Origin of the sequence: Psychrobacter sp. Arc29 (assembly GCF_041431175.1) — a bacterium.
Lineage (GTDB): Bacteria > Pseudomonadota > Gammaproteobacteria > Pseudomonadales > Moraxellaceae > Psychrobacter.
On the sequence record NZ_JASMRR010000014.1, the window covers coordinates 37014 to 63561 of the forward strand.

Annotated in this window: 20 protein-coding genes; 10 read left to right on the forward strand and 10 right to left on the reverse strand. The window is 43.1% G+C overall.

Features of this window, described 5'->3' with window-relative positions:
- Positions 1–25 precede the first annotated feature (25 nt).
- The 4 genes from hflX (at position 26) to QO189_RS13970 (ending at position 4259) form a co-directional block, all read left to right on the forward strand.
- Positions 26–1459 (forward strand): ribosome rescue GTPase HflX, encoded by a 1434-nt coding sequence (gene hflX, locus QO189_RS13955; protein WP_201600443.1) that lies wholly within the window; start codon positions 26–28, stop codon positions 1457–1459.
- Positions 1460–1808: 349 nt separating this feature from the next.
- Positions 1809–2243: a CidA/LrgA family protein gene (locus QO189_RS13960; RefSeq protein ID WP_371533204.1), complete on the forward strand. Its 435-nt coding sequence runs from the start codon at positions 1809–1811 to the stop codon at positions 2241–2243.
- 11 nt (positions 2244–2254) lie between these two features.
- A complete protein-coding gene (locus QO189_RS13965) occupies positions 2255–2944 on the forward strand; it encodes an LrgB family protein (RefSeq protein WP_371533217.1) in 690 nt (229 codons plus the stop codon).
- 505 nt (positions 2945–3449) lie between these two features.
- Positions 3450–4259 (forward strand): lytic transglycosylase domain-containing protein, encoded by an 810-nt coding sequence (locus QO189_RS13970; protein ID WP_238036447.1) that lies wholly within the window; start codon positions 3450–3452, stop codon positions 4257–4259.
- 183 nt (positions 4260–4442) lie between these two features.
- On the opposite strand, the gene tsf is transcribed toward QO189_RS13970, so the two are convergent.
- The 10 genes from tsf to QO189_RS14020 form a co-directional block, all read right to left on the reverse strand.
- Positions 4443–5324: a translation elongation factor Ts gene (tsf, locus tag QO189_RS13975; protein ID WP_075107656.1), complete on the reverse strand. Its 882-nt coding sequence runs from the start codon at positions 5322–5324 to the stop codon at positions 4443–4445.
- A gap of 362 nt (positions 5325–5686) precedes the next feature.
- Positions 5687–6472: a 30S ribosomal protein S2 gene (gene rpsB / locus QO189_RS13980; RefSeq protein WP_186475105.1), complete on the reverse strand. Its 786-nt coding sequence runs from the start codon at positions 6470–6472 to the stop codon at positions 5687–5689.
- Positions 6473–6869: 397 nt separating this feature from the next.
- On the reverse strand, positions 6870–7319 hold the full coding sequence (locus QO189_RS13985; RefSeq protein WP_201600451.1) for a chemotaxis protein CheX: 450 nt from the start codon (positions 7317–7319) through the stop codon (positions 6870–6872).
- A gap of 38 nt (positions 7320–7357) precedes the next feature.
- A complete protein-coding gene (locus tag QO189_RS13990; RefSeq protein ID WP_371533205.1) occupies positions 7358–7807 on the reverse strand; it encodes a chemotaxis protein CheX in 450 nt (149 codons plus the stop codon).
- Positions 7808–7837: 30 nt separating this feature from the next.
- A complete protein-coding gene (locus QO189_RS13995; protein WP_201600457.1) occupies positions 7838–8200 on the reverse strand; it encodes a response regulator in 363 nt (120 codons plus the stop codon).
- Positions 8201–8262: 62 nt separating this feature from the next.
- Positions 8263–10407, reverse strand: a complete 2145-nt coding sequence (locus tag QO189_RS14000; RefSeq protein ID WP_371533206.1) for an ATP-binding protein — start codon at positions 10405–10407, stop codon at positions 8263–8265.
- A gap of 12 nt (positions 10408–10419) precedes the next feature.
- A complete protein-coding gene (locus tag QO189_RS14005; protein WP_371533207.1) occupies positions 10420–11286 on the reverse strand; it encodes a substrate-binding periplasmic protein in 867 nt (288 codons plus the stop codon).
- A gap of 345 nt (positions 11287–11631) precedes the next feature.
- Complete coding sequence (locus QO189_RS14010; protein WP_371533208.1) at positions 11632–12891, reverse strand: multidrug effflux MFS transporter; 1260 nt, start codon at positions 12889–12891, stop codon at positions 11632–11634.
- 294 nt (positions 12892–13185) lie between these two features.
- The gene (locus QO189_RS14015) at positions 13186–13998 is read right to left on the reverse strand and encodes a crotonase/enoyl-CoA hydratase family protein (RefSeq protein WP_371533209.1); all 813 of its coding nucleotides are present in this window, start codon (positions 13996–13998) and stop codon (positions 13186–13188) included.
- A gap of 209 nt (positions 13999–14207) precedes the next feature.
- Entirely contained in the window at positions 14208–17705 is a 3498-nt protein-coding gene (locus QO189_RS14020) for an ATP-binding protein (RefSeq protein WP_371533210.1), read from the reverse strand.
- A gap of 592 nt (positions 17706–18297) precedes the next feature.
- On the opposite strand from QO189_RS14020, the gene cysM reads away from it, so the two are divergent.
- The 6 genes from cysM to QO189_RS14050 all read left to right on the forward strand — a co-directional run bounded on the left by cysM (position 18298) and on the right by QO189_RS14050 (position 26373).
- A complete protein-coding gene (cysM, locus tag QO189_RS14025) occupies positions 18298–19257 on the forward strand; it encodes a cysteine synthase CysM (RefSeq protein WP_371533218.1) in 960 nt (319 codons plus the stop codon).
- Positions 19258–19281: 24 nt separating this feature from the next.
- The gene (locus tag QO189_RS14030; RefSeq protein WP_371533211.1) at positions 19282–20106 is read left to right on the forward strand and encodes a 3'-5' exonuclease; all 825 of its coding nucleotides are present in this window, start codon (positions 19282–19284) and stop codon (positions 20104–20106) included.
- A gap of 62 nt (positions 20107–20168) precedes the next feature.
- A complete protein-coding gene (gene rlmD / locus QO189_RS14035; protein ID WP_371533212.1) occupies positions 20169–21740 on the forward strand; it encodes a 23S rRNA (uracil(1939)-C(5))-methyltransferase RlmD in 1572 nt (523 codons plus the stop codon).
- A gap of 381 nt (positions 21741–22121) precedes the next feature.
- Positions 22122–24659: a bifunctional (p)ppGpp synthetase/guanosine-3',5'-bis(diphosphate) 3'-pyrophosphohydrolase gene (locus QO189_RS14040; protein WP_371533213.1), complete on the forward strand. Its 2538-nt coding sequence runs from the start codon at positions 22122–22124 to the stop codon at positions 24657–24659.
- A gap of 55 nt (positions 24660–24714) precedes the next feature.
- Positions 24715–25644: a bifunctional DNA-formamidopyrimidine glycosylase/DNA-(apurinic or apyrimidinic site) lyase gene (mutM, locus tag QO189_RS14045; protein WP_371533214.1), complete on the forward strand. Its 930-nt coding sequence runs from the start codon at positions 24715–24717 to the stop codon at positions 25642–25644.
- A gap of 288 nt (positions 25645–25932) precedes the next feature.
- Complete coding sequence (locus tag QO189_RS14050; protein WP_371533215.1) at positions 25933–26373, forward strand: hypothetical protein; 441 nt, start codon at positions 25933–25935, stop codon at positions 26371–26373.
- Positions 26374–26548 lie beyond the last annotated feature (175 nt).

Consider the following 26548-nt stretch of genomic DNA (forward strand, 5'->3'; position numbering starts at 1 on the left):
TACTTTATTAAATAGGTGATACTCTTTGGATTATTTTGAAAGACATGAAGGTGGCGAGCGCGCCATCATTGTACATTTAGACATTCGCCAAATTCAAGATCCTGACGATCTAGGCGAGTTTGAACTATTGGCAGATTCAGCAGGTGCTGATCGCTTGGCACTGGTCACAGGCTCACGTGCACGCCCTGATGCCAGATATTTCGTTGGTAGTGGTAAGGCAGAAGAAATTGCAGAACTGGTGCGCGAGCATGATGCGGATATCGTACTGTTCAACCACAATTTATCGCCATCACAAGAGCGTAACATCGAAGCGCTCGTGAAGTGCCGTGTACTGGATCGTACTGGTTTGATTTTAGACATTTTCGCGCAGCGTGCTCGTACTTACGAAGGTAAGCTACAAGTAGAGCTGGCTCAGCTGAACCATTTATCGACACGTTTGGTCCGTGGTTGGACGCATTTGGAGCGTCAAAAAGGGGGTATTGGTCTACGTGGACCCGGTGAAACCCAGCTTGAGACTGATCGTCGCTTGCTACAAGTGCGCGTCATGCAGCTCAAAAGTAGAATTGAGAAAGTCAGACAGACTCGTGCGCAAGGTCGAGCCCGTCGCCAAAAATCAGACGTACCGACTATCTCACTGGTTGGTTATACCAATGCGGGCAAGTCCACTTTATTCAATCGCTTGGTGGATGAAAACATCTACGCAGCTGATAAGCTATTTGCGACACTCGATCCAACGCTACGCCGCTTAGATTGGCAAGGTGTAGGCCGTGTAGTCTTGGTTGATACAGTAGGTTTTGTCCGTCATTTGCCGCATGAATTGGTTGAATCGTTTCATGCAACGCTAGAAGAGACGCTAGAGGCGGACTTATTATTACACGTTATTGACTCTTCTAGTGAAGATATGCATGAGCAAATTCAGGCGGTCAAAGAGGTACTTGCTGAGATTGATAACGATGTACCAGTGCTCAATGTCTATAATAAGATTGATTTGACTGATGAGCCTGCACGTATTGGCTACGCTAGCGAAGGTCAACCTAACCGCGTCTATGTGTCTTCTAGAGAGAACTTAGGCATAGAAGAGTTGTCATTAGCCGTGCAGCAGTTATTGACTGGCACATTGACCACGTTTGATTTGACGCTACCCTACCATGCGGGACAGTTAAAAAACACTTTGTACGAGCTCGGTGTTATTGAAGAAGAAAGCTATGATGATAGCGGTCATGAGTGCTTAACCATTCGCTTGCCAAGCGATAGACTGAGACAACTACTCGGACAAGCCAATCTCAAGCCTACCGATGTGTTACCGCTTGCACAAGCAACTTTGCTGATGCCAGTACTTGAAGAATTTGAGCAGCCTGACGAACATGAAGTTGAAGAGCCGACGATGACGGCAGAAGAAGAAAGAGCGTTTGACGAATTTAATGCGCTCAATTCACAAACCGCTGATTCTGAAAAATAGTCGCTGCTGAAAAACGATTGTTGACGTCAATAGATAAGTAAACGTTTGATTCATACTGTTAGACAGCAAACTTTTATATAGTAGGTTAAAATAGCATAGACGGTATCAATCGATATCGTCTATTTTTTTGGATGTGTTTACAAGCTTTATTAGTAAGCTTACTCTCTATATAATCACTGGTTATATATTCAACAAATATTGATAGGTAATACTCACCACTCAAAAGTTGAAATGTCACTACTGTCTATTATCAGCATTCATAATATTATTTTTCACGTTGTATTATTGATGCTATCGCCCGCTCGTTTTTATAAACTCATCACCTATATCTGACTTGGCCACACTGCTTATGAAGCCTGCTCACTCCTCCCATCTCCCGCTATGGATTTCGTTAATTTTAACGTTGACCATGGTTATCGTTGTCCGAGAAACGGCTGTGGTTCTTTGTCAGTTGGCAGGTATCGAAAAAGCCGCCAATATTGTCGGCCTGGTCGCGATGTTTGTTATCTTGATGATATGGCGATTGCTCAAAGGGTTGCCTAACTGGCTCACTCAAGCCAGTAACACCCTGCTCGTTGATAGTGGTTTTGCATTTCTGCCTGTCTCAGCAGGTGCAGGCTTACTACTATTTGCGTTAGGAGATGAGCTGTTGGGCGTGATGGTCACAATGATAGTAAGTACGCTCATACCGATGTGGGGGCTTGCGCTACTGGCCAATCGCTGGTTGAATCAAGATGCCAATGCCGACAGCGGCATGACCAATCAGCAAAAGGAACAGCCGTGAGCAGAGATATTATGACTTTTGACAGCGTATTTACGGCGACCTTAGCAGCCGTACTTCTAACCTTAGCAGCACACGTCATTGCACGTGTGCTAGCGCGTAAATTGTCATGGTTGCCAATGGTAATTACTGCTCTCGTTTTGGTACTGGTCTTCTTATTTTTATTGCAATGGGATTACGACAACTACTACAGCGCGGCCAAGCCTGTATTCGATCATCTATTAGGATATGTCACAGTGCTTTTGGCGGTACCACTAGCAGCAATGAACTTCAAAGGACTTCCTGTCAAAAAGCTCTCTTTGATCGTTGCTATTGCTAGTGTCATTGGTGCCCTACTACCCATGTCTTTGGCTTATCTATTTTCATTGAGTCACGAAACTATACTCGCCTTTGCCACTCGTTCTGTGACTACTCCTATTGGCCTCAGTGTCGCAGACTTAATCAAAGCACCATTGGCGATGGCTAACCTGATTATTATCGTTTCAGGTCTCATCGGTGGTACTTTAGCGCGCTTTTTGTTTCGTGGTATCAATGATGATCGGGCTAAAGGTCTCGCGCTAGGGCTGGCGGCTCACGCATTTGGTACAGTAGAAGCGTGGCAAATCAGCCATACGGCAGGACGATATGCGGCATTTGGACTGGCAGTCAATGGTTTAGTCACTGCCGTTTGGGTACCTGTATTTATCAGTGCGTTAGGCATCTAGATTGATTTTGCTTACCACTCTGATAGATGACTGAGCACTGTTTCATCATTCCAATGATTATTTTTATTGTGATTGCTTACTCAGTAACGAGACTAATAGACATGACATTTGGCTCATCCGAGCGTTGTCATCACTTTTGCATTTTAGAGAATTAAAATAAGGTATGCATCAAAAAAGTGCTTGCCTATCATCCGATATAAACAGGCAGTTAATAGTCTCCAAAAACATAGCACTTTGATTTATTTGAGTTTGTTTAACGATAAAAATTTGATTTCACAACTTATTTTGTCAATCTGATACGGCAAAAAGTTATTATATGTTATAGTAAGCAACTATTATTTTTTGTATCTATTGCAAGTGGTTCTTGTTAGACGTGGTATTTGCTAGGTCGCTATATCAATGACGAGCTATAAAATCCTGCAACCCCGATGACCGCTTAAGCGCGTAAAATAACGCGTCTATAGGCAAAACAATTTGCTATTATTCGATAAAAAGTGATAACACTATGATAAATACTGCTACTTTGATTACTCGCTGTTTGTCTCCTATTTTATTAAGTGCGATTGCCCTCTCTACTTTTTCTACTGCTGCCAACGCTGGCAATATGTATATCTATAAAGACAAAGGTGGACAAGTACTACTGACCAACGTCAATCCTAGTGGCAATTTTGATAAATTCACTAAAAAAGTTAAAGTCACTTATTATAAAGACTCGAAAATGTATGACGGCAGTAATAGTAGCAATGACTATGGTAGCAGTGCCGCTAGCAATAGTGGTAGCCGCAACGCTTACGACAGCTACATTCGCGCCTCTGCTGAACGTAATGGCGTAGATCCTGCCCTTATGAAAGCAATGATGCATACCGAATCCGCTTTCAATCCCAATGCTCGCTCACCAGTCGGTGCGCAAGGCCTCATGCAGCTAATGCCAGCGACGGCTCGTCGCTTTAATGTGAGCAACCCTTGGAACCCTGCAGACAATATTGAAGGCTCAGCCAAATATATCGCTTGGCTCATGCGTCGTTTTAACAACAATGTAGAGCATGCAGTAGCTGGCTACAATGCAGGTGAAGGCAACGTCGATAAATACGGCGGTATTCCTCCTTTTAAAGAAACCCGTAACTATGTGCAAAGAGTCATGAGCCGTTATCATAGCTTGTATAAGAATGATGCTGGGCTATCTGGCGCTAGTATGAGTGCCAGCAATCAAACGAGTAGCACGATTAACAGTGGGTTACGCAACGTCAGTTACGGTACTAGTAATAATGTGAATAGTGCCAGCTATGCTAACTCAGCTTATGATGCTTTACGCTAAGCCAGAGCTAAGCTAGAAATGAAATAGACCGGCGACCTAAAAAGCCAGACACAAAAAAGCCCGTTAATTTCTTAACGGGCTTTTTTGTGTCTGGACGCTTTATATCGTGATAGGTCATCAGTAATAAAACCAAACTGTGAGTACTAAGTCAGCACTCGCAGCATTTTCCAATATACTTAGTTCTTACTTGTTAGCAGCCTGAGTTGCAGCAACTTCAGCAGCGAAATCTTCTTGCTTCTTCTCGATGCCTTCACCAACTTCTAGACGTTTGAAACCAAGTACTTTTACGCCTTCAGCTTTTAGGACATCACCAACTTTTTTGTCGTTGTCCATAACGTATGGCTGACGTAGCAAAGTTACTTCGTCTAGGTACTTACGTAGGCCACCTTCGATCATTTTTTCAACGATGTTGTCAGGCTTGCCAGATTCTTTTGCTTTGGCTTCGATGATATCTTTTTCGCGTGCCAATACGTCAGCAGCCACGTCTTCGTCATCTACAGCAACAGGGTTGAATGCTGCAATATGCATGGCAAGGTTTTTACCAGTGTCAGCGTCGCCACCTTCATAAGAAACCACTACACCGATACGTAGACCATGACGGTATGCAGCGATGTTAGCGCCTTCAAGTACTTCAACACGGCGAACCTGAATGTTCTCACCGATTTTTTGTACTAGAGATACACGTGCTTCTTCAACAGTCTGACCATCGCCATAAGGCAATTCAGAGATAGCAGCAACGTCAGTGACGTTGTTTTCTAGTGCAATGTTAGCCACTTTTTCTGCAAATGCAGTGAAGCTGTCGTCTTTTGCAACGAAGTCAGTTTGGCAGTTAACTTCTAACAAGAATGCTTTGTTTTCGCCTTGAGCGATGATGATAGCGCCATCAGCTGCGATGTTACCCGCTTTTTTAGCTGCTTTTGCTTGACCAGATTTACGTAGGTTATCAATGGCAACTTCAACATCACCGTTTGATTCTTCTAACGCTTTTTTACATTCCATCATGCCAAGACCAGTGCGGTCACGCAATTCTTTTACCATTTTGGCAGATACTTTTACTTCTGTCATAAGAGTCACCTTAGTATAGTTATGTATAAGAGGAATTAATGTCTATTCGATATCTTAATGTTGCTTTAAATCTAGCAAGACAGCTCATTTTGAATCATTACTAATATAGCCATCAATGATGTCAAAAAGATAACATCTCGAAAACATAGCGCTATAGCCAGTACGAACGATAATACTCGCCCATTAGCTACTCGATTATGTATAACGGCCTCATTAATAATGCTCTATTCAATAACAAGGCATGACGAGTAAAACTACATCATGCCTATTATGAGCTTATACGCTGTTCACAACATTATATGGATGCTGATAGTCACACTATCAAGACATCCTTACAAAGTTAAACTTTTTAACCCAGCTATTTACTCAGCTGGAGTTGCAGCTTCTTCTGCAGCTGGTGCTTCTTCAGTAGCAGGTGCTTGCTCAGCTTTGCCGCCAGCTTGAGTTTGTGCGTATTCTTTACCAGCGATGATAGCATCAGCCATAGAAGTTACGTACAAAGTCACAGCACGGATAGCATCATCGTTAGCTGGGATGATGTAGTCAACGTTGTCTGGGCTAGAGTTAGTATCAACGATACCGATAACTGGGATACCTAGGTTTTTAGCTTCTTTAATAGCAATTGCTTCGTGATCTACGTCTACAACGAAGATAGCATCAGGTAAGCCGCCCATGTCTTTGATACCGCCTAGTGAACGCTCAAGTTTTTCCATATCACGAGTACGCTCTAGCGCTTCACGCTTGGTTAACTTCGCGAAAGTACCGTCTTCTGATTGCTTTTCAAGCTCTTTTAGACGGTTGATTGACTGGCGTAGTGTTTTCCAGTTGGTCAACATACCACCTAACCAGCGATGGTCAACGTATGGCATACCAGCACGAGCCGCTTGCTCACGTACGATACCGCTTGCAGCACGTTTAGTACCAACAAATAATACTTTGTTTTTCTTAGCAGCTAGGCCATTTACGTAAGTCAACGCTTCGTTGAACGCTTTTACAGTATGCTCTAGGTTGATGATATGGATCTTGTTACGTGCGCCAAAGATGTATGGACCCATTTTTGGGTTCCAAAAACGTGTTTGGTGACCAAAGTGAGCGCCAGCTTGTAGTAAGTCGCGCATTTCGATTTTGGTTGGATTCTTTGTAGCCATGAGAATATATCCTATTGGTTGGGTTATGCCTCCACATCACAAAAACAGCCTATTCAGCGACACGCATTTGCTATCGGTTAGTTTTCATTAGTACAGCACTAACAGATCACAAATTAATCAAGTCGCCAAACACCCAGCAATTTTTTGCCATGATGTGTGTGTCATTGGTTGGTTTAAAAAAGAAGCTATGGTCAGATTCAAAAAAATTAAATCTAAACTATAAAAATAGCTGCGCTGTATTTTATCACATAACGCCTTTGAATCTCCAGCAGTTTGTTGGTAGCGTATCAATAAGATATAAAGCAAAAATTATGGATAGAAAGACAAAAAAAAGCGACACATTCGTATCGCTTTTTTATTTCTGGCTTTGACTTTATATGAATGGTTTCATATTAGATTATGCAATACAGATACCAATCACAGCCTTGTAACCACGCCATGTGAATGGCGTGATATAGCTTTGGCGGTCTCTAGGTAAGTAAGACACACTTGGTGCGCTTTCAACGATCTGCGGCGGAGAGATAATGAATTCAGAACCAAATTCTGTACGCGCATTACCAGAGATGGTATTGGCCATTTCACCCAGCAAGTCTTTCATCATCGTGATCGAAGAGTCAGGCTCACCCATCACTTTTATCACTTCTCGCAACATTACGCTTGGTGCGCTGACATAGACGCAACCCTCAAGAGGCCCTGATATCTTAATGACACCACTATAATCAAAACCAATTGCCGTTTTATTGTTGTTCAAATAAGGGGTATCGATAGATACTTCTGAGCCATCGATCTGCGCAAAAAATGCATTGATCGAGCTTAGAAACACACCCAACTTTTCTACTTTAAACATAATATATTAATATCCATCTGTATTACGTGGCAGCAGCATTAGTCCTGCAAACAAACCACAATCTCGCCAACTTGTGAGTGCCAAGTGATGGGAATGATAAAAGAACGCTCATCGTTTGGCAATACAATACTTTGCGGTGCGCCTTTGAATACGAAGGGTACAGAGATATGAAACTCTGCACCAAACTCTTTGCGCGCATTACCTGCGATTGTATTGGCAACTTCGCCAGCCAAATCGATGTAGTTTTCCTCACTCTTATCGGTTTCACCCATGCTGTCCAATATTGAAGACAGTAACTCACGGGTTGCCGAAAAATACACAACACCTTTCTGCGCGCCTGATATACCGATAACACCGGTATAGTCGTGGACTTTTGGCTGTTTGTTTTCTAACAAGTAAGGCGTATCAGCAACCAGCTCTTCTCCGCCAAACTGATTAAAATAGTTACTAATAATACTCAAAAAAATCTGTAGCTTTTGTTCTTTCATAATGACATCTGCTTTAGTCGATGAATGGTATTAGTCTTGCATCAGCTCATATAAAGACTCTACGAGCTCCTCTTCTGAGAAGGGCTTGCATAAGAAACCGCTAGCACCCAATGATAAGGCTTCGATGCCAGTGGCTTTATCAGACAATGCCGACACTACCAAAATACGTACATCAGGATCAATCGCAATGATTTTTTCGATACATTCAAGACCATCCATTTGTGGCATGGTCAAGTCCATCGTGATCACATCAGGACGATGAATGTTGAACTTTTCAATGGCTTGAACGCCGCTAGTTGCGGTAGCAACCAGCATGAACTTTCCTGAGTCATATGCGCGCTGAATACGGTTTCTAATAATATTCGAATCATCAACAATCATTAATTTATGCATAACTTATCTATTACCTTTAATGAAGTGCTTGTCGTCCCTGACAATATGTTTACTGTTTTTAATTAAGCTTTTGGTAACGTAATGACGAACCGTGTCATCTGACCCAGCTCACTATTTACGTTCAGCTTGCCATTGTAGTCTTTTACTTGCGCTTTGATAATATCAAGTCCAACGCCGCGTCCACCATCTTCATCTGCATGCTCTTTGGTTGAGAACCCAGAAGAAAATAACTGCTTGAGTAAATCGCCTTGACTGAGTTGACTTGCCTCTTCCTCACTGAAGTGACCTTCTGTGCTCAGTTTATTACGGATGCTGTCATAGTCGATACCTTGACCATCATCTTGTACGACCAGTGTGACATCTGAGCCATTGTCTTGTACTTCTAAGTCAATCGTTCCAACTTCAGTCTTACCAGCAGAATGACGAACACTTGGTGCTTCGATACCATGCACGACAGCATTGCGTAGTAACTGGATACTAATTTCTTTGATTGGCTTTGCAAGATGCGCCGGTATCTCCGTTTGCGTCAGCGTATTGCTTTTTAGCTGTACTTGCTTACCTTGTCTAGCGGCAATCTCTTTTGCAAACTCATTGTAAAAAGACAGTCGATCATCGTTTTCATTATCTAGATCAATCTCTAGACCACCATCAGTATCGATGCCGTTCACTGGCTGATGATTTGCAACCGGCGCTTTAGGTGGTGCTGAGCGGTTGATGCGTTCACCCAAGGTCGCAATGGTATTTGATAGACTCAACAAGTCATCTAAGTGTACTGCCAACTGTAAGAAATCATTACCCGATAGCTGACCTTGATTTTGCAAGGCATGCAGCTTATCTTCTGCCTCTGAGGCAATTTTGGTAAAGCTATGCAATTTCAACGCAGAAGCCTCGCCTTTCAAGCTGTGCATTTCACGATAGATAGCTTTTAGCTTCCCTTCTAGCTCGTATTGTGAGCTACCAGGGTTTTTCAAGATGTTGTTCATACGCTCAATATGCGCTTGGGTGTTGCTAATGAACTCATTAATGATTTTTGGATTTACATTCAAGATAGTGGTTAACATCTCAATCTGCATATCATTCTGCGAACGCTCTTTTTCTAAACGCTGCTCTAAGTAAACAGCATCTGACACATCATTAACGTTAACCAAAATACGCGCGATGTCTTTATTTTCATAAACACGTGAGAATTTAAAGTCTAAGAAACGATTATTAAGACCTTTATCATCAGAGCTGTTATGTAGCATCACTTTGTGCAAAGGATTTAGAGAATCTACCAATTTTTCTTTAACTCGAGGATTATAGAGCTGCTCAATGAACTGCTGAGTGGTCTTAAGATCTTTGTCAGAAATACGACCACGCAAGACGTTGGTAAAGTTTTCTCCTGCTAGCCTATCAGAACCGACAATACCGTTAAGCGCGCGCGAGTGCTGCTGACCAATATTTAAGTCTTTGTCCAGTAGGAACAGACCTGTATTTACCGTTTCCATAATTTCTTGCGTTTCGCGACGAGCAGCAAATGCCTCAGCATCCGTCTCACGTAAGCGGCGTACAAAGAAGAATACGAAGATCAAGAAGTAGGCAAAAATCGCAACAACCCCAAGTGCCTGAATCAAACGAATGGTATTAGCTTGGCGTTCTGCGTCATCAAACACTTCGTTGGTCAAATCATCTAATGATTCGTTCATTAGCAAACTTGAGGTTTTCGCCTGCTCTACCGCCTGAGTCAAGTCATCTGATGAATCGACCAATACGTTATCAGCATCTTTTAAGTAAGTTTCGATTCTAGGCTCAAGTAGTTGCCATTGCTGGTTTGCCGCTTGTACACTTTCTTGCGCACTGCCACTAACGTTCGGTAGTTTATACGTTTTACCATCAGCATCGTCGGTAATCGTGCCGCCTTCTCCGATAGCCGTCAACGTATTGTTAATCAGTGCTGTATTCTGTTCCAAACGCTCTAATACGCGCTGAATGTGTGGCGAGTTGGTATCTTCACCGTAACTGCTATCCAAATCGAACAAATCTTTAATTACCGACTGTGCGCTGTTTGCTACTTGGTTGGTCTGATCAATCAATACGGTATTTCTTTCAAGCAAGCTTGAGGTATAGAAAGTAAATGCAAGCAAAGCACCGATCAAAGATAAAAACAGTGCAATCGAAATAATCAAGCCGCGATAACGTTTGTTATCTCCATTATTTATTGTAGCCATATCAATCGTCCCTTATTTTGCTTGTTCAGTGGTGGCAGAAGTACTAGCCGTTGGACTTTCTATCTCACCAAGCCAGCGAGCTTCGATTTCTTTAAACTTACCTTCCGCTTTTAGCTTGGTAATACCGTCATTGATTTTGTTAATGAGCTCAGTATTACCTTTTGCCATCAAAATAACCTGCTGTGCTGATGGGTTGTCTTGCCCTTCATAAGGAACGATGGTTACTTTTTGCTCAGGATGGTTTTTTGCCGTATATTGCAAGATCGGTAAATCATGCAAGATGGCATCTACTTTGCCTTGCATTAAATCTTCATACAATAAAAAGGCAGTCGTTCTGGTCGAGAAATTGTTGTACTTACCCATTTGCTGTGCTTGATCAACTTGCTTAGAGCCTTCCATCGCAGAGATATTTTTGCCTTGCAAATCATCTAAATTATTGATATTTAGTTCTGGTTTTGCATACATGATAGCGGCAGGGTTAAAGAAATAAGGCTGAGATAATCCATACTTAGCGTCACGCTCATCCTTATAAGAGATGCCTGAAATCGCCAAATCGCGACTACCCGACTCTACTGTATCGAACATGTTTTGCCAGGTTTCTTTATAAAACTCAACTTTGAACCCTTCTTCTTCGCCAAGCGCGCGAATAGAGTCAATGTCAATGCCCTGCATATTGCCATAGTCATCCTGAAACGAGAATGGAGGCATCGTACCTGTTGTCGCCACTTTCAGAGTTGGCGCCGTATCAGGCAATTTGCTAACAAAACTGTCTTTGTTTTCTGTTGCTGCTGTACTGGCGCTTTCTTGAGTGGAGGAGTTGCCACAGCCGAACAGGCCAACGCTCAGCAAAATGGGTAACGCTCGGTATAACTGCATCATAATCTATCCTTGAAACTTAACGTTGTTGTACATTTTAATGAATGACAATCTAGAGAGGTTAGGCAATATTCCTATAATATTTACTTACATAAAGTTACGTCAGATAATACTTACCTAACTTTACATTTGCAATAATAATGTTTGACAATTATGTACGATAAGTTATATATAAAATAAGACATATTTGAATATACAAAACATATGTTTTCTATTTAGCGTACAGAAAAATTACTTTTAAAATGAAAACCTTATGTAAAAGATAAAAATACCCACAAAAAAGCACCTATACGCTCTAAACGTATAGGTGCTTTTTATGAGTACTTGATTTACGATAAGACCTTGTATTTACTCTGCATCGTCAAGATTTAGGTTTCGATCTATTTGCCAAATCAAAAAGGTACCAATACTCATCAGCGCAAACATAGCAATACCAATTTTAAGCACTGGGTTGACAGGGAATAAATTCAATAAAAGTCCACCAAAAATACCGACTGAAAACATAAGCGATCCTTGCAATGCACTTGCCATACCAGCACGGCGTTTCTGAAAGGCCAGTGCAATTGCCGATGCATTAGGCTGACTCAGACCCAAGCCAGCAATACAAAAGAAAATACAAGCCAGTACCAGTGGTAACCAAGCATCGGTACCCAAAAACAGACCTATCACAAACAGCACGCCTGCAGAAATAACCTGCATCATCGCCCCAAACCGCAAAATACTTAAAATACGAAAGCGATTGGTGAGCCATTGGTTCAACTGAGTCAAACCTACAAAGCCTGCTGCATTCATCCCAAATAACCAGCCAAAGTGTGTCGCCGATACACCATAGGTATCCATGATCAGCTCAGAGGCTGAGCTGATATAGACGAACATCGCACCCATTAACAACCCACCGCCGATCGCTGGATAGTTGAAGGTTGGATCTTTTAATAAATCCCAATACTGACTAAGCACCTCTTTTGCAGGACGCACATTACGATTTTCTTCGGTCAATGTCTCAAAAAAGAAAAACTTAGTGAGCAATAAATTTAGGGTACCAAAAGCGGCCAAAAACCAAAAAATGGAATGCCAATCAAAAAACTGTAAAAACAGTGCACCAAGCGACGGCGCTAATATGGGTGCTAAGCCCATGACCAAAATCATAATCGAAAACGCTTTTGCGGTTTGCTTGGCTGTTAGGCGATCTCGAATAGCAGCTCGGGTCACCACTGCCCCTACACAAGCACCCAATGCTTGCATGGTTCGTCCTACAAATAATACATACTCATTGTCAGTGGTCGCACAAAGAATGGACGCAATAACATATAGTGTCATACCTATATATAAGGGCTTAACACGGCCGACACGATCACTAAAAGGGCCATAAAATAACTGCCCAAATACCAAACCCAAAAAATACGCTGGCACAGAGTTGGCCATAAATGCCGTAGACACGCCAAAATCATCTGCCATTGACGGTAGCGCAGGCAGATACATATCAATAGATAACGGTCCTACCGCAACCATTAACCCCAGCATCATAATCCATGCAACAGGCAGATCAGCAGAGCGTACTCGTTCGGAGGCGATAGGTTTATTTGGGAGAGAGGATTTTGGGGCAGACATAGTTAGACCATTTATATAGTGATGATTACTTAAGCGCTTGTAAAATGCATAGAATAGATATTTTTAACGACAATAGTGCATCTTTATCTAAATCTGTGCAAGCGGACAGTGTTATATCGTGCTGTCCACTCGTATTTCAATAGCCATAAGGAACTAATGAAACAAGCCTTAACAACTAAAAACAATCAACGTAATTTGTCAAAATATGTTTGGTTTACTTTTGTTCTAAGTACTGAGGCCAAAATTGTCTCAGATAAAATCCTTAAGACAATATCTACCAAAACTGAGAAAGTTTTAGCGGAACTGGCGTTTGCTAAATACGGTGCTAGCTTGCTTTGCTTTTCTCAGAGCAAGTTTACGATTGCGTCCAAGCATCATCTTAATTTGCCAGATTTTTTCTTTATATAAAGTAGTCGCAGGCTGCTCATACATCGCATTGATTACGCGTTTGCTCGCTAGCACAGCGTCAGGAGAGCGCTCAGCAAACTCAGCCGCCAGCTGTTGTGCTTGCTCAAGCGGTGTCTCACTACAATGACTGATTAATCCTAATTCTTTGCCGTCATTGGCATTGATGATGCGTGCAGTCATGGCAAGCTCTTTGAGAACGTCTTCTCGTACCACCCCAAATGCTGACTGTGTCAATCCCATGTCCGGTACCAAACCCCATTTGGCTTCCATAATAGACAGCTGGCAATCCGGATGGCTAATACGCACATCGCAAGCCAATGCCAATTGTAGCCCAGCGCCAATACAGTAGCCTTCTAGTACAGCGATGACAGGTACTGGCAGATCACGCCACACCAAGCAGACACGTTGAAATGAGCTTTGCCAAGGCTTAATCAGCTCCCAAATGGCAAAAGCTTGGTTTTTTGGATGGTTTAAATCCCCTAAATCAATACCTGCACAGAATGTACCTTCTGCACCATTTAAAATAACCGCGCGTATCGTTTTGTCTTTGCCAATGCGCTCTGCCACGGTAATCAGCTCATCTATGACTTGAAAGCTCATGGCATTTTTTTTATTCGGACGATTCAAGGTGACCGTTAATATATTGTCTACAACACGCACTTGTAATGTTTCATACTGGTAACTGTCGACCACGTTCATAATAATCCTTATTAATGAATAAAATAACTATAGTAATGATGGTCACAATATTAGCAGGCTTAACCCTACTCTACCGTAGCAATAACTGACTGCTACGATACTGTATCAAGCGTCTGCCTTTTAATATTCGCACATTATCTGGCTGCTAGGGACTGGTAACGCATGGAACTCACTTACCCCATTGCACAATAACGGTCCGATTACGGGCCCTAAATCATTTTCCACGTCATGTCATTTTCGCTCAAACGATGATAATTTAGCTGAGGGTAAGCCGATAAATCCACGTTTTGTAAATTATTCAGTGCGGTAAGTAGTGCCTCATAATACGGCTCAATCATCGCAAATTGTACCGGTGTTGTATGCTGTACATTCAATAAGCACTTATCCTCCAAGTCTTGGCTGGTCTGACGTAGCTGCGGCACTCCTGTATAACGACTGCCGCCCAATATGCGATGGGCGATTTGTGCTAACAAGTTACGATCACGAGCTTCCCATGCTTGAGTCAATGCTTGCTTTTCCTCGTTAATCGTATCGAGCATCATAATAATGAGCTTGGCGGCCAAATCAGGTTTGTTTGCTGAGCGAGTAAGCGCATCTTGCCAGTCTAAAATATCAGACGTATCGGTTGTACTGAGATTTTTTTGATGGAGGTTGTGATCTGCTTGCTCATATAGCCTTTTATCCATATTCGCTGTTATGTCTTCATTAGAATTATCTGTCGGTTCTTTCGGTGGATGCAATAATGACTCTTGCCCTTGCTTATGTAAACGTAGGCTCTCATAGCGAGGCTGGTTCTCACGGGTAGTCTCTCGTCTATAATCGTCACGGGGCTGACTGTCACGCAAGTAGTCATCACGGATTTTTTTCAGTGATAATGGTCGAGTGACTTTCGGCGGTTCTGTGATTTCAGTCCTATTACGAACGTTTTCGTTGTCTTTAACCATCGGATAAATAGCGGTCTTTTGATCTGAAAGCGGCGTGGATTGTTCTGTGAGATTTAAATTTTCAGAGTCAGTATTTTGTGAATCGATGCTTTGCAAATTAGAATCTTGCAAATTAGAATCCTGTAAGTTAGAAGCTTGCAAATCAGTATCAGGCAATGCCGTTATTTGCGGCGTGGTGCTTTTTCGGCCTAGCCACTTTTGTAGTACTTGCAATAACTGAGGTTGGCTGATTGGTTTGCCAACGTAGTCGTTGATACCACTGGCGATAAGTTTATCACGCTCATCAGCTAGGCCATGTGCTGTCAAGGCGATAATAGGAATACGACTGTCCGTAGCCTCAATATTGCGAATTTGCTTAGCCGCTTCATGACCTGACATGCGCGGCATTTGGATATCCATGAATATCAAATCGATATGATTTTTATCTTGGGCAGCGATTTTATCTTCGATCCCCATATCTTCAGCATAAAATGTATTGCTTGATTTTTTATTGACTTCATCACGTGTTTCGGCTTTTGAGAGTTGCGTTTTATTCGATAGACTCTGCTTATCGTTTTTAGCAGATTTGATGTTTTTGGTTTGTTGTTTGCTGATAATCTCTATCGCATCAAAGCCACTACTCGCAGTCATTACCTGAATGCCAAGCTCGCTCAGTAATGCATCGAGCACCAATAAGTTTGGCAGGTGATCATCGACGGCTAATACGGTTACGCCTTTCCAGCGTGGTTCTTGTAAGCTCTTTGGCATACTACGGTTTTGTGTATCGAGCATCGCGTACAGCTGTCTTTTGTCTAACGGCTCATACAAGATATTGGCTTGATAGCGGTTAAGCAGCGCTTGGTCAGCCGCCACTTGATAGCCAAATACGGCAAGTTTGCCTTGATAATGGAGACGGATTTGCTTAAGTAACGCCATCATATCGTCTTGCGTGTCATCATCAACAATGACCCAATCCCAAAAGTTGCCATGCTCTTTGAGTGACTCAAGCACCCCTGGTAATGAATTGGCTTGGGTAAGTTTAATCGGCAAGTACTGCAAGCTGGCCTTCAGCACTTGTATTGAGGCGGTATGACTGATCCAAACCAATACGTTAAATTCATCAGTCTCGCTCGCAAGCGGTGCCAATATCGGTAGCTCAATAGTCTGACCAGTTGGTGCTTCTAGCACATCGACATGTGCTGGCATGCGAAACCAAAACGTCGCGCCTTGATTAGCGATGTTCTCTTGAGCGTTGTCATGAAAGCCGATATCGCCGCCCATCAGACGCGTTAATTGCTTGGAGATAACCAGTCCCAACCCCGTACCACCGTATTGGCGAGTGATTGACGGATCACCTTGGCTAAAGCTCTGAAACAGCATTTTTTGATCAGCAAGCGAAATACCTTTACCACTGTCTTGTACACTGATCATCAAATAGTTATCACGGTGATCGTCCAAGCTGACCCGTACGACCACATCGCCACTATCTGTGAATTTGATGGCATTCCCCACTATATTGGTCAATACTTGCTTGAGGCGTAGCGCATCGCCATTGATACGCATGGGCACATCGTTATAGAACAAGACAGCCATACGCAGACCTTTCTCCGCAGAGACAGGAGAGAGCATATCAACCACATCATAAATGGTGTCATACAGATCAAACTCATGACGATCAAGCACCAGCTTGCCCGCCTCAATCTTAGAAAAATCTAGAACGTCATTGACCAAAGCAAGCAGGTGTGCCGAAGACTTACGGATAGTCTGCACATATAAATCCTGTTCAGGATTGAGCTCACCGTGACGCGCTAATAAGTTAATAAAACCATCGATACTGTTCAACGGTGTGCGCAGTTCGTGACTGATATTCGCTAAAAACGCTGACTTGGCTTGGCTGGTCGAGATGGCGGCATCACGCGCATTTCGAATAGAGATGTTTTGCATTTCCATCTCATCAAATGCCAAACGCAGATCGTCTTCGGTTTGCTCGGCATGGTCTTTAAGCTCTTGAAAACTTCTATGGAGTCGACGGAATGTCTTGACCAAATCTTGCTGTAATAAATTAAGCTCACCATCCGACTCTACTGGTACAGGCTGATATAAGTTATCGACATGGGTACGTTGTAATTGCAAACGCAGCTCGTAGATAGGTGCAATCCAACGTTTTGAGTAAATATTTAAGCTGAGCAATAAGATTAAAATAGTGAACAAGCCAGTAATGACCAGCGCCATCGCAATCCGATAACGGGCGATATAGAGAGGTTCATTATCCATATCGACCAGTAGCCACAGCGTCTGCCCTTCAAACTCACCCAACACGCTGCCATATGCCGTGCCTACAGGCGTTGGTTTTTGCGATAAAAACTTTGCTGAGTCACTGATTAGCGGCCATTTCTCGTTCAGACCATAGCCTACGGTCGCCAGTACTTGATTGCCTTCATTGATAATAGCAATACGCTGTACGTGCTGCTCAGACTGCATACGCCCGAGCTTATCCTGTATGCTTTCGAGCGTCGTCATCGCTGTTTGCGACGCATCCGCCGCACCGCTACCTATTTGCTGACGCTCTTGCTCTAATAAATCAGGAATCAGCTCTGCAATGGCAGGTGTATAACGAATCAGCACCGCTTCAGCCAACACTTCTTGCTCAGAATCGCTCGCACGCATGGTTTCGTGAAATACCAAAATACCGCCCACCGCAGCCAACACGCAGATGGGTAAAAACACCAGTATAATCAGCTGCCCATAGGCACTGCTGGTATTGAAACGTTTTTTATATGCCATGCTCGCTCTACTCTCTACGAAAATGCTGTCTGTGAATTTTGTTACAGTCTCTACGCTACCATAAAAAATGCCTAGGCCTGCCAGCTTGTCTTTTAATGATACGCCTTTTATGGCTCAAGATTATCTTAACAGGATTCTATAAATGGCGGTTAAACATTAGAGGCTGGTCAAATAGTCACTTTGACCAACAGACCCTTGATAAGACGTGCTAAATGTTGACTTGCTCTATCACAAACTCACTTTATCAAGAAACGGCGTTGCTAAACTACCAAATACATTGATGTCTCATTCAAAAAATGACCAGTCATAGGCTAACCCATTGACCATTATTCTTTTATGCAATAAGCGCAGCTAGCAACAAAATGATATAATGACGCAACTTTTTATTTGCCACAATAGACCGCTCACCCTCATGATGAATGAGAGCGTGCTCTAATGCCGCCAAGTTTTGGTTTGCTTATCACCATAAACCAATATACAAAACGGCTGCCTCAAATTATGATCAAACAATAAAAACAGTGATCCAATCAAAGCGATCACCCAAGTACATATTTTAAAAAATAAATAAGGATACCTTATGTCCGCAACGGCCATGTCAAATGCCAACTTTATCACTCAAGTGACCACGCTTGCCGATTGTGTCGGTCAAACGCCACTGGTTAAATTACAGCGCCTACCTGAACAAGAGCATATCGAAAATGGCTCGACGTTATTGGCCAAATTAGAAGGCAATAACCCAGCTGGCTCTGTAAAAGATCGCCCTGCTTTTAATATGATCTATCAAGCAGAACAGCGCGGTGATATCAAACCCGGCGACACGTTGATTGAAGCCACTAGCGGCAATACTGGCATTGCATTAGCCATGGTCGCGGCGATGCGCGGCTATCCGATGACATTACTGATGCCAACCAACTCTACTCAAGAGCGCAAAGATGCCATGATTGCTTACGGCGCGACGTTGATCGAAGTCGATGAAGGCATGGAAGCGGCGCGTGATTTGGCATTGCAGATGCAAGCCGATGGTAAAGGCATCGTCTTGGATCAGTTTAATAATCCTGATAATAGCCAAGCACATTATCTGACTACAGGGCCTGAGCTGTGGGCGCAAACTGACGGTAAAATTACCCATTTTATTAGCTCCATGGGCACCACTGGTACCATCACTGGTGTCTCACGTTATTTGAAAGAACAAAATCCAGACGTCAAAATCATTGGTTTGCAGCCTGATGAGGACGCTTCTATTGCTGGTATTCGCCGTTGGCCTGCCGCATATATGCCGGGTATTTTTGACGCAGACTTGGTCGATGAGATCATGGATGTCGATCAGCGTATCGCTGAAGTCTACATGCGCAAACTAGCAAAAACTGAAGGTATTTTTGCTGGAGTGTCCTCAGGTGCAGCGGCATGGGCAGCAACGCAAGTCGCCAAAAATAATCCTGATGCCGTCATCGCCTTTATCGTCTGTGATCGTGGAGACCGTTATTTATCGACAGGTTTATACAATGTTGATGACAGTCATATCGATAATGGTGCAGATAACGCAGTACAGTAAGCTTATAACAATGCAGGATTCTTTATGTCACAAGCTCTACCGTCCGACCCTATACTAGTTTTTGATATCGAGACGGTCGCCGATATCGATGCAGCTCGCCGTATCTATCCACAATTGGCCGATCTTAATGATGCAGATACGTTGAGCGCGCTGACGGCGATACGCACGCAAGAAGCAGGACACGATTTTATGCGCTTGCCATTGCAGCGCATTGTCTGTATTTCCGCTTTATATATCAAAGATGGCAAGTTATCGTTATTTTCGTTGACCGCAGATAAGTTTAGCGAAAAAGACATTCTTGCCAAGTTTTTTCGGGCATTCAGTGATCTTGAAACCTTGCCACAGCTCATCAGTTGGAATGGTTCAGGCTTTGACATACCAGTACTGATATATCGCGCTATGCAATATGATTTGTCAGCACCATGGCTGTTTGAAGAAGGCGAACGTATCAAAAATATGCGCTTTGATAACTACGTTAATCGTTTTCATACACGTCACCTTGATTTAATGGACAGATTTAGTCAGTACGGTGCCAGTCGCCGCGAAGCCATGGATATCGTCGCCAGTTTATATGGATTACCGGGCAAAACTGACGTTGATGGTAGTATGGTGGGCGCGCTCGTCAGTAGTGGTGACTGGCAGACACTCTCCATCTATTGTGAATCTGATGTGATGAACACTTGGCTCATCTATCTTCGCTGGCTACGTCTGACAGGAAAGTTATCCTCATCAGACTTTGATGCTTGGCAACAGCAGAGCTACGACTATCTAGCAAAATATACCCAAGCCGATGGTAGCCCAAGACATCAAGAATTCATCGCTGACTGGTCATCGGCACCCAAATTATAGAAACCGTATTATTAGCAGTTTGTTACTCTCTTCTTATAGTTATTTATTATTAAGGCAGGTTTATGCAACCCACCGATTCCAAAACGTCGACAGCAACTGATGCAACATCGCAGAACAATGTTACTCAAGCCAATGTTACTCAAACCAATGTTACCCAAAAGATTGCTATTCCGCCCAGTAAGAAAAAATCTAAGCCATCATCAAAAACGCGCCGCCGTCTAAAAGATGCAGAGCCGATTCCTTTTACCGTTGATAGATTGTCGCATGACGGTCGCGGTGTTGCCATCTATGGCAATAGTTTTGGGGTTGATGATGGCCACGCTGAAGACAAGCATGGCAAAACCGTCTTTGTCAGTTTTGCGTTGCCAGGTGAAAGCGCATTGGTCAAAATAACCAATAGCCGTGCCAGTTTTGAGGAAGGCGATGCAATCAGCATCACTGCCAATCCAAATCCTGAACGTGCTGTGCCGCCTTGTCCACATTTTGGCGTCTGCGGTGGCTGCAACTTGCAGCACTGGGAGCCAGAGGCACAGATAAACTTTAAGCAGTCCGTACTTGCCGAGATGCTGATGCATCAAGCCAATGCAGAGCCTGATAATTGGCTCGCGCCTGTTGTCGGCGATCGCCTCGGCTACCGTACCAAAGCACGATTGGGCGTACGTTATGTCGTCAAAAAAGAAACCGCGCTTGTTGGCTTTCGTGAACGCTCAAGTAACTTTTTGGCAGAGCTCAATGAGTGTCATATCTTAGACCCACGTATTGGTTTTGAGATCGAAAATCTAAAAACGCTCATCAGCACGCTAGAGAGCCGTGACAAGATTGCCCAGCTTGAGCTTGCGATGGGTGAGGAATTACCAGAGCTCCCTGATGGTAACCAACCCGTTGCACTTATCGTGCGTCACTTAGAACCATTATCAGATGCCGATATAGACAAATTAAAAGCTTTTTTTGCGGCGCGCAATTGGCAGCTATATCTACAGTCGAAAGGCGCTGATAGCATCCAACGTATTGCACTAACAGATGCTGATGATTTGAGCGAGCAATTTGGTCGTTTGTATTATCAACTGCCAGAGTATGATTTGACGTTTGAGTTTATCCCTACTGACTTTACCCAAGTCAATCTGTCTGTCAACCGCCAAATGACCAAGCTGGCTTGCGACTTGTTAGACTTAAAAGCAGGTGAGCGAGTATTGGATTTATTCAGCGGTCTGGGCAACTTTAGCTTACCACTCGCGCGCCTCGTTGGTGAGACCGGTTCAGTGGTTGGTGTCGAAGGTAGCGAGGCCATGACTGAGCGTGCTGCTGACAATGCGCGCCGCAACGGTATCAACAATACTGAGTTTTATAGCCAAGATTTGACAAAAGACTGTACGGACAAGCCATGGGCCAATCAAGGTTTTGACGCGTTATTAATCGATCCACCACGCTCTGGCGCTTGGGAGATTATGCAGTATTTACCAAAGTTCAATGCTGAGCGCATTGTTTATGTCTCCTGTAATCCAGCAACCCTCGCCCGTGATACAAAAGCATTGTTAGAGCAAGGCTATCGTCTGACTCATGCTGGCGTCATGGATATGTTTTGTCATACGGGTCATGTTGAATCTATCGCTCGCTTCGAAAAAGTCGCGGTTTAATTTTGACCCTTATGATGTAATTCATGAAAGCATCCAAAATAGTCGTTTCATAGCAGCATAGCCCAACCCAAAATGTGGATGAGTTTTTGCCAATAAGTCGCGGCTATTTCACGCAATTAACCATAGTCATTACAGAGCCTCGCTTGATTTGTCACTTCAAAGTGAGATAATACTAAACAATCTTCTTATGTTTTAAATAAGGGTATAAGAAGTACTTGCACTCATAGCTTTATATATTTTACGCGCATTTTATAGCTGCTAAAAATCAGATTTTTAGCAGTTGTATTGGTTTATAGCTGGCACTTTATGAATCGTTCATTCAGAGTGTGTGCATAGTAGATGAGGTTATAATCAATTCAAAATAGCTAAGAGGAGTCGGCTATGGTAAAAATTCGTGAAGGATTACCGCTGGTGGATGGACAAACCACGCAGGCCGATAGTGCAGCACTTGCGGCGCAATTGGTGGCGAGCCAACGCTCCCACCAGTCTGCCAATAGTTACGCCCAAATTCCCCTCGATATCAAATACCAGCTGTCAACTCACAAGCTACATACGACTTTCGATCGATCAGCGGCGCATACTTATGATGGCCTTGACCCCGCGCTTGAAAACGAGTATCTGGACAATACCTATACGCTCTCAGAAGAAGAGCTCGAATCCATTGATTTAGATCAAGCCAATATTGATGTACCCACTTGGCTCGACAATGTGGCGAAGCGTATTGGACAAGAGTCTGTACCTCATCTGAGTGCTGCCTGTGAGTTTATCCGTAATCACATGAATACTAGCGAATCTGAGCGCTCAGGTGCTTACGTCACTGGTATTGGCATGACAGACATATTGACCTATCTCTATCAAGATGAAGACGCGCTTGTTGCTGCCATGCTATATCGCAGTGCACGCAAATCCATCATCAGTCTCGCTGAAGTCGAGAAAAATTTTGGTGCGGATATCTTGACTCTTGTCAAAGACACTTTAGCAATGGGGAAGCTCTCAGAGATTATTGAGAGCAATAAACGCTTAGAAGATCATTTCGTCAATAATCAGCGTGACCAGCTATCAAATATTTATAGCATGCTCATCTCTGTCACCAACGACGTACGTGTGGTACTCATCAAATTGGCAGAGCGTACCTTTGCCATGCGTGAGTTGACGTTTTCTAGGCCAGAGCGTCAAACTCGTGTCGCGCGTGAGGTCATGACTATTTATGCCCCATTAGCGCATCGCCTAGGTATCGCGCAGCTTAAATGGGAGCTTGAGGATCTGGCGTTTCGCTATCTTGCGCCTGATAGGTACAAAGAGATTGCCAAGCTACTGTCCGAAAAGCGAAGCGAACGTGAGTCTTATATTCAGCGTGTAGAAGACAAGCTCAATGAGGCATTAGCGAATGCCGGCATTGAGGGCGAAGTATCCGGACGCGTCAAGCACATCTATTCTATTTACCGCAAAATGAAGCTCAAAGGCTTATCCTTTGACCAGCTTTATGATATTCGTGCATTACGAGTATTGGTTAATAATCCTTCAGACTGTTATCACGTCTTAGGCTTGGTGCATGGTTTGTGGCGTTATATTCCTGAGCAATTTGACGATTATATTACCAACCCAAAGTCAAATGGCTACCGCTCACTACATACCGCCGTCATTGCCGAAAACAAATCGCTTGAAGTACAGATTCGTACTCAAGAAATGCACTTTGAAGCAGAGCTTGGCATGTGCGCACATGTCAACTACAAAGAAGGTTTGAAGAATAAAAAAGACAATTACTTAAATCAAAGAATCAGCTCGCTACGTCAGCTACTTTCTATTAACAACGAGACCCGTAATCAGCCACGCTCATCTGTCATGACAGGCGAAGAGCTAGATGACATGGAGTTTGACGAAGAAGAGCAACTCGTTGATTTTGATGAGCTCGAGCGTATCTATATTTTCAGCCGTGACGGCGACATCACCGAGCTACCAAAAGGTGCAACCGTTCTCGATTTTGCCTATTATGTGCATACCCAAGTTGGTAACCGTGCGCAGGCAGCCCGAGTCAATCAGCGTTATGTGCCATTGACTTATCAGCTAAAAACAGGGGAGCAAGTTGAGATCATCACTAAGGCATCGCGTGAGCCCAATCGTGATTGGTTGGTTGCCTCACTGGGCTATATTCATACCAACCGCGCACGCTCAAAACTGCGTCAATGGTTCAACAAACAAGACCGTGATAAGAATATTGAGATAGGTCGTCAGATGCTCAGCAAGGAGCTTGAGCGCCTATCTGTGCACCCCAATAGCATTGACTTAAATGACTATATCCAGCATTTCCACGTCAATACGACCGATGATATTATCGTGGGGCTTGTCACAGGTGACATTGGTCTCAATCAGCTCACCAGTCATATTTCTCGGCAGCTACATCTAGAACCTGAGATACCACCAGAGAACTTTGCACCGCATGTCGATACCAGAGATGCAAGCAAGCTCGACGCCTACAAAATCCGTATCGATGGCCTGGATAATATTGAAATCAATTTAGCAGGCTGCTGCCACCCTGTACATGGTGAACCAATTGCTGGATACATCACCTTATCGCGAGGTGTCAGCGTTCATAATCGCGGTTGCCCTGAGTATCTGCGTTTGGTGGAGCGTGATCCTGAGCGCAAAATAGAGGCTGCTTGGCAAGTACAATCTGGTCGCTATCAGCCAGTTGATATCCACGTAGAGGCGTATGACAGACGCGGCCTGTTGCGTGATTTGACACAGATTATTGATAAAGAAAACGTCAATATCCGCAAAGTTGAAACGCTTAGTAACGATGACAATATTGCCTTTTTGAAATTTCATATCGAAGTTTCAGGGCTGGCGCATCTATCTAAACTACTCGCCAAACTAGAACAACAGCATGGCATCTTGCATGCTCGTCGCGCTGTGGCTTAGTTGAAATGCTAGGCTACCAATTATTCACTCAAAAATAGAGTTGTCACAAAACATCATGCCCGAATTGCCAGAAGTAGAAACCACCAAGACTAGCCTTGCACCATTATTAGGACACCAGGTGATTGACATAAAAGTCTTTCAACCAAAGCTACGTTGGGCGATGCCAGATGACTTAAGTAGTCTGGTTGATTACACGTTAGATGGCGTTGAACGCCGAGCAAAATATCTTGTTCTTAACTTTTTGCCCATAGCGCCTAACGATAATGATGCCACTGTAGCACCACTTAAGCTTTTGATCCATTTAGGTATGTCAGGTAGTTTACAGCAGCACAGTTATGGCACTGACAAACGTAAACATGATCATCTAATAGTAGTATTTAGGGATTCTGAAAACGCAAAATCTCAGCTACATTATTACGATCCAAGACGATTTGGCTCAGTATTATGGTATGAAGATTACGGTAGCAAATTACTGGATCACTTAGGCCCTGAACCACTATCAGAGGATTTTACCGCAGAGTATTTGTATAACGTTATTCAACGTAATAACCTATCTAATAAAGATCATAGCGATACAAACTCTAATAAAAGCCCTACAACCAAACGAGCACAGTCTATCGTACGAGCTATCAAATCTGTCATTATGGAACAAAAAGTCGTGGTAGGTGTCGGTAATATTTATGCGACGGAAAGCCTCTATCTATCAGGTATTCATCCTGCTACCCCAGCCAATCAACTATCACTTGAGCAGCTGATAATTTTAGTTGATCATATTAAAGATATATTAAAAAAGGCTATCAAGCTTGGTGGTTCAACGCTACGAGATTTCACAGTAGCTAGTGGTCAAACCGGTTATTTTCAGCAAACCTTGAATGTCTATGGTAGACAAGGAGAGTGTTGTCCACACTGCGATACCGTACTAGAGAATATCAAGCTCAACGGTAGAGCCAGTGTTTACTGTCCAAATTGTCAGCCGATATCTTGAGTTTAACTATCAGTAATATGCAATTTTGTCTTAAATAAAGATAAGTCCGCCACTACCTCAAAATAAATACAATCTACTTTGATATATTTTTTACTCACATAAGAATATCCCATGTATTCTTGTTGCTTATTGGTCTACATCTTGCTTTAATAGAGCTAGCGCTTACACAAATAGTGCGCACTATTTATTCTTCTGTAATACTTACCTTACCTGTCGTTGCCGCGATATTCCTATGTGGAAACAGCAGCAGCCATTAATCATACTAATTGTGAATTTTAGGATATCGTTATGACGGTTAAAGCCAAAAACAAACGCGCAGTTAAGCAGAAGTTGTTGCCTGTCTTTACTTCCTTAGCGTTAATGGCTGCTAGTATACAACCTACTTTTGCAGCTATAGAAATAGACGAAACTGACTTTGGCCCTTCGTATGAGACGATGGTAGTAGATACGATTGTTGGTAAACCATTACAACTGGTTAATGCTGTGGCTGGTACCGCCGCCTATATCGTGAGCCTGCCCTTCTCTCTTATCGGTGGAAATGCCGATCAAGCGCAGCAAAAATTATTTGTTGAGCCTTGGGATGCTATGGGAAGATGTTTAGGCTGTACAGTTGCTGAAGACAACTATTATAAATCACAAGTTATTAACAATAATACTGTGCGTATTGTCGTTGACCAACCATCAGAGATTTTGATCAATACTAACGATTACGTGGTTGTCACGCCATAAGCAACTTTGTTTAATGGTTTTTAGCATAAATCAAAAACTATAACTTTATGAATAGACAATAAAAAAGGCTAACTTTACGTTAGCCTTTTTTGTTACATCTGTCCCGTCCTGAAATAAGTTTACGAAAAAGGAGCTTATTCATGGACAAGTTAGAGACTACAAGGGCTAAGCGTAC

Excerpts from the sequence above, each read along its gene's own strand:
- cysM (WP_371533218.1), top strand. The coding sequence starts at position 18,298 with ATGTCAAATGCCAACTTTATCACTCAAGTGACCACGCTTGCCGATTGT.
- rpsB (WP_186475105.1), bottom strand. The coding sequence starts at position 6,472 with ATGGCTACAAAGAATCCAACCAAAATCGAAATGCGCGACTTACTACAA.
- QO189_RS14020 (WP_371533210.1), bottom strand. The coding sequence starts at position 17,705 with ATGGCATATAAAAAACGTTTCAATACCAGCAGTGCCTATGGGCAGCTG.
- QO189_RS14010 (WP_371533208.1), bottom strand. The coding sequence starts at position 12,891 with ATGTCTGCCCCAAAATCCTCTCTCCCAAATAAACCTATCGCCTCCGAA.
- QO189_RS13985 (WP_201600451.1), bottom strand. The coding sequence starts at position 7,319 with ATGTTTAAAGTAGAAAAGTTGGGTGTGTTTCTAAGCTCGATCAATGCA.
- QO189_RS14015 (WP_371533209.1), bottom strand. The coding sequence starts at position 13,998 with ATGAACGTGGTCGACAGTTACCAGTATGAAACATTACAAGTGCGTGTT.
- QO189_RS13960 (WP_371533204.1), top strand. The coding sequence starts at position 1,809 with ATGAAGCCTGCTCACTCCTCCCATCTCCCGCTATGGATTTCGTTAATT.
- QO189_RS14050 (WP_371533215.1), top strand. The coding sequence starts at position 25,933 with ATGACGGTTAAAGCCAAAAACAAACGCGCAGTTAAGCAGAAGTTGTTG.
- QO189_RS14030 (WP_371533211.1), top strand. The coding sequence starts at position 19,282 with ATGTCACAAGCTCTACCGTCCGACCCTATACTAGTTTTTGATATCGAG.
- mutM (WP_371533214.1), top strand. The coding sequence starts at position 24,715 with ATGCCCGAATTGCCAGAAGTAGAAACCACCAAGACTAGCCTTGCACCA.
- QO189_RS13970 (WP_238036447.1), top strand. The coding sequence starts at position 3,450 with ATGATAAATACTGCTACTTTGATTACTCGCTGTTTGTCTCCTATTTTA.
- tsf (WP_075107656.1), bottom strand. The coding sequence starts at position 5,324 with ATGACAGAAGTAAAAGTATCTGCCAAAATGGTAAAAGAATTGCGTGAC.
- QO189_RS14005 (WP_371533207.1), bottom strand. The coding sequence starts at position 11,286 with ATGATGCAGTTATACCGAGCGTTACCCATTTTGCTGAGCGTTGGCCTG.
- QO189_RS13990 (WP_371533205.1), bottom strand. The coding sequence starts at position 7,807 with ATGAAAGAACAAAAGCTACAGATTTTTTTGAGTATTATTAGTAACTAT.
- QO189_RS13995 (WP_201600457.1), bottom strand. The coding sequence starts at position 8,200 with ATGCATAAATTAATGATTGTTGATGATTCGAATATTATTAGAAACCGT.
- rlmD (WP_371533212.1), top strand. The coding sequence starts at position 20,169 with ATGCAACCCACCGATTCCAAAACGTCGACAGCAACTGATGCAACATCG.
- QO189_RS14000 (WP_371533206.1), bottom strand. The coding sequence starts at position 10,407 with ATGGCTACAATAAATAATGGAGATAACAAACGTTATCGCGGCTTGATT.
- QO189_RS13965 (WP_371533217.1), top strand. The coding sequence starts at position 2,255 with ATGACTTTTGACAGCGTATTTACGGCGACCTTAGCAGCCGTACTTCTA.
- QO189_RS14040 (WP_371533213.1), top strand. The coding sequence starts at position 22,122 with ATGGTAAAAATTCGTGAAGGATTACCGCTGGTGGATGGACAAACCACG.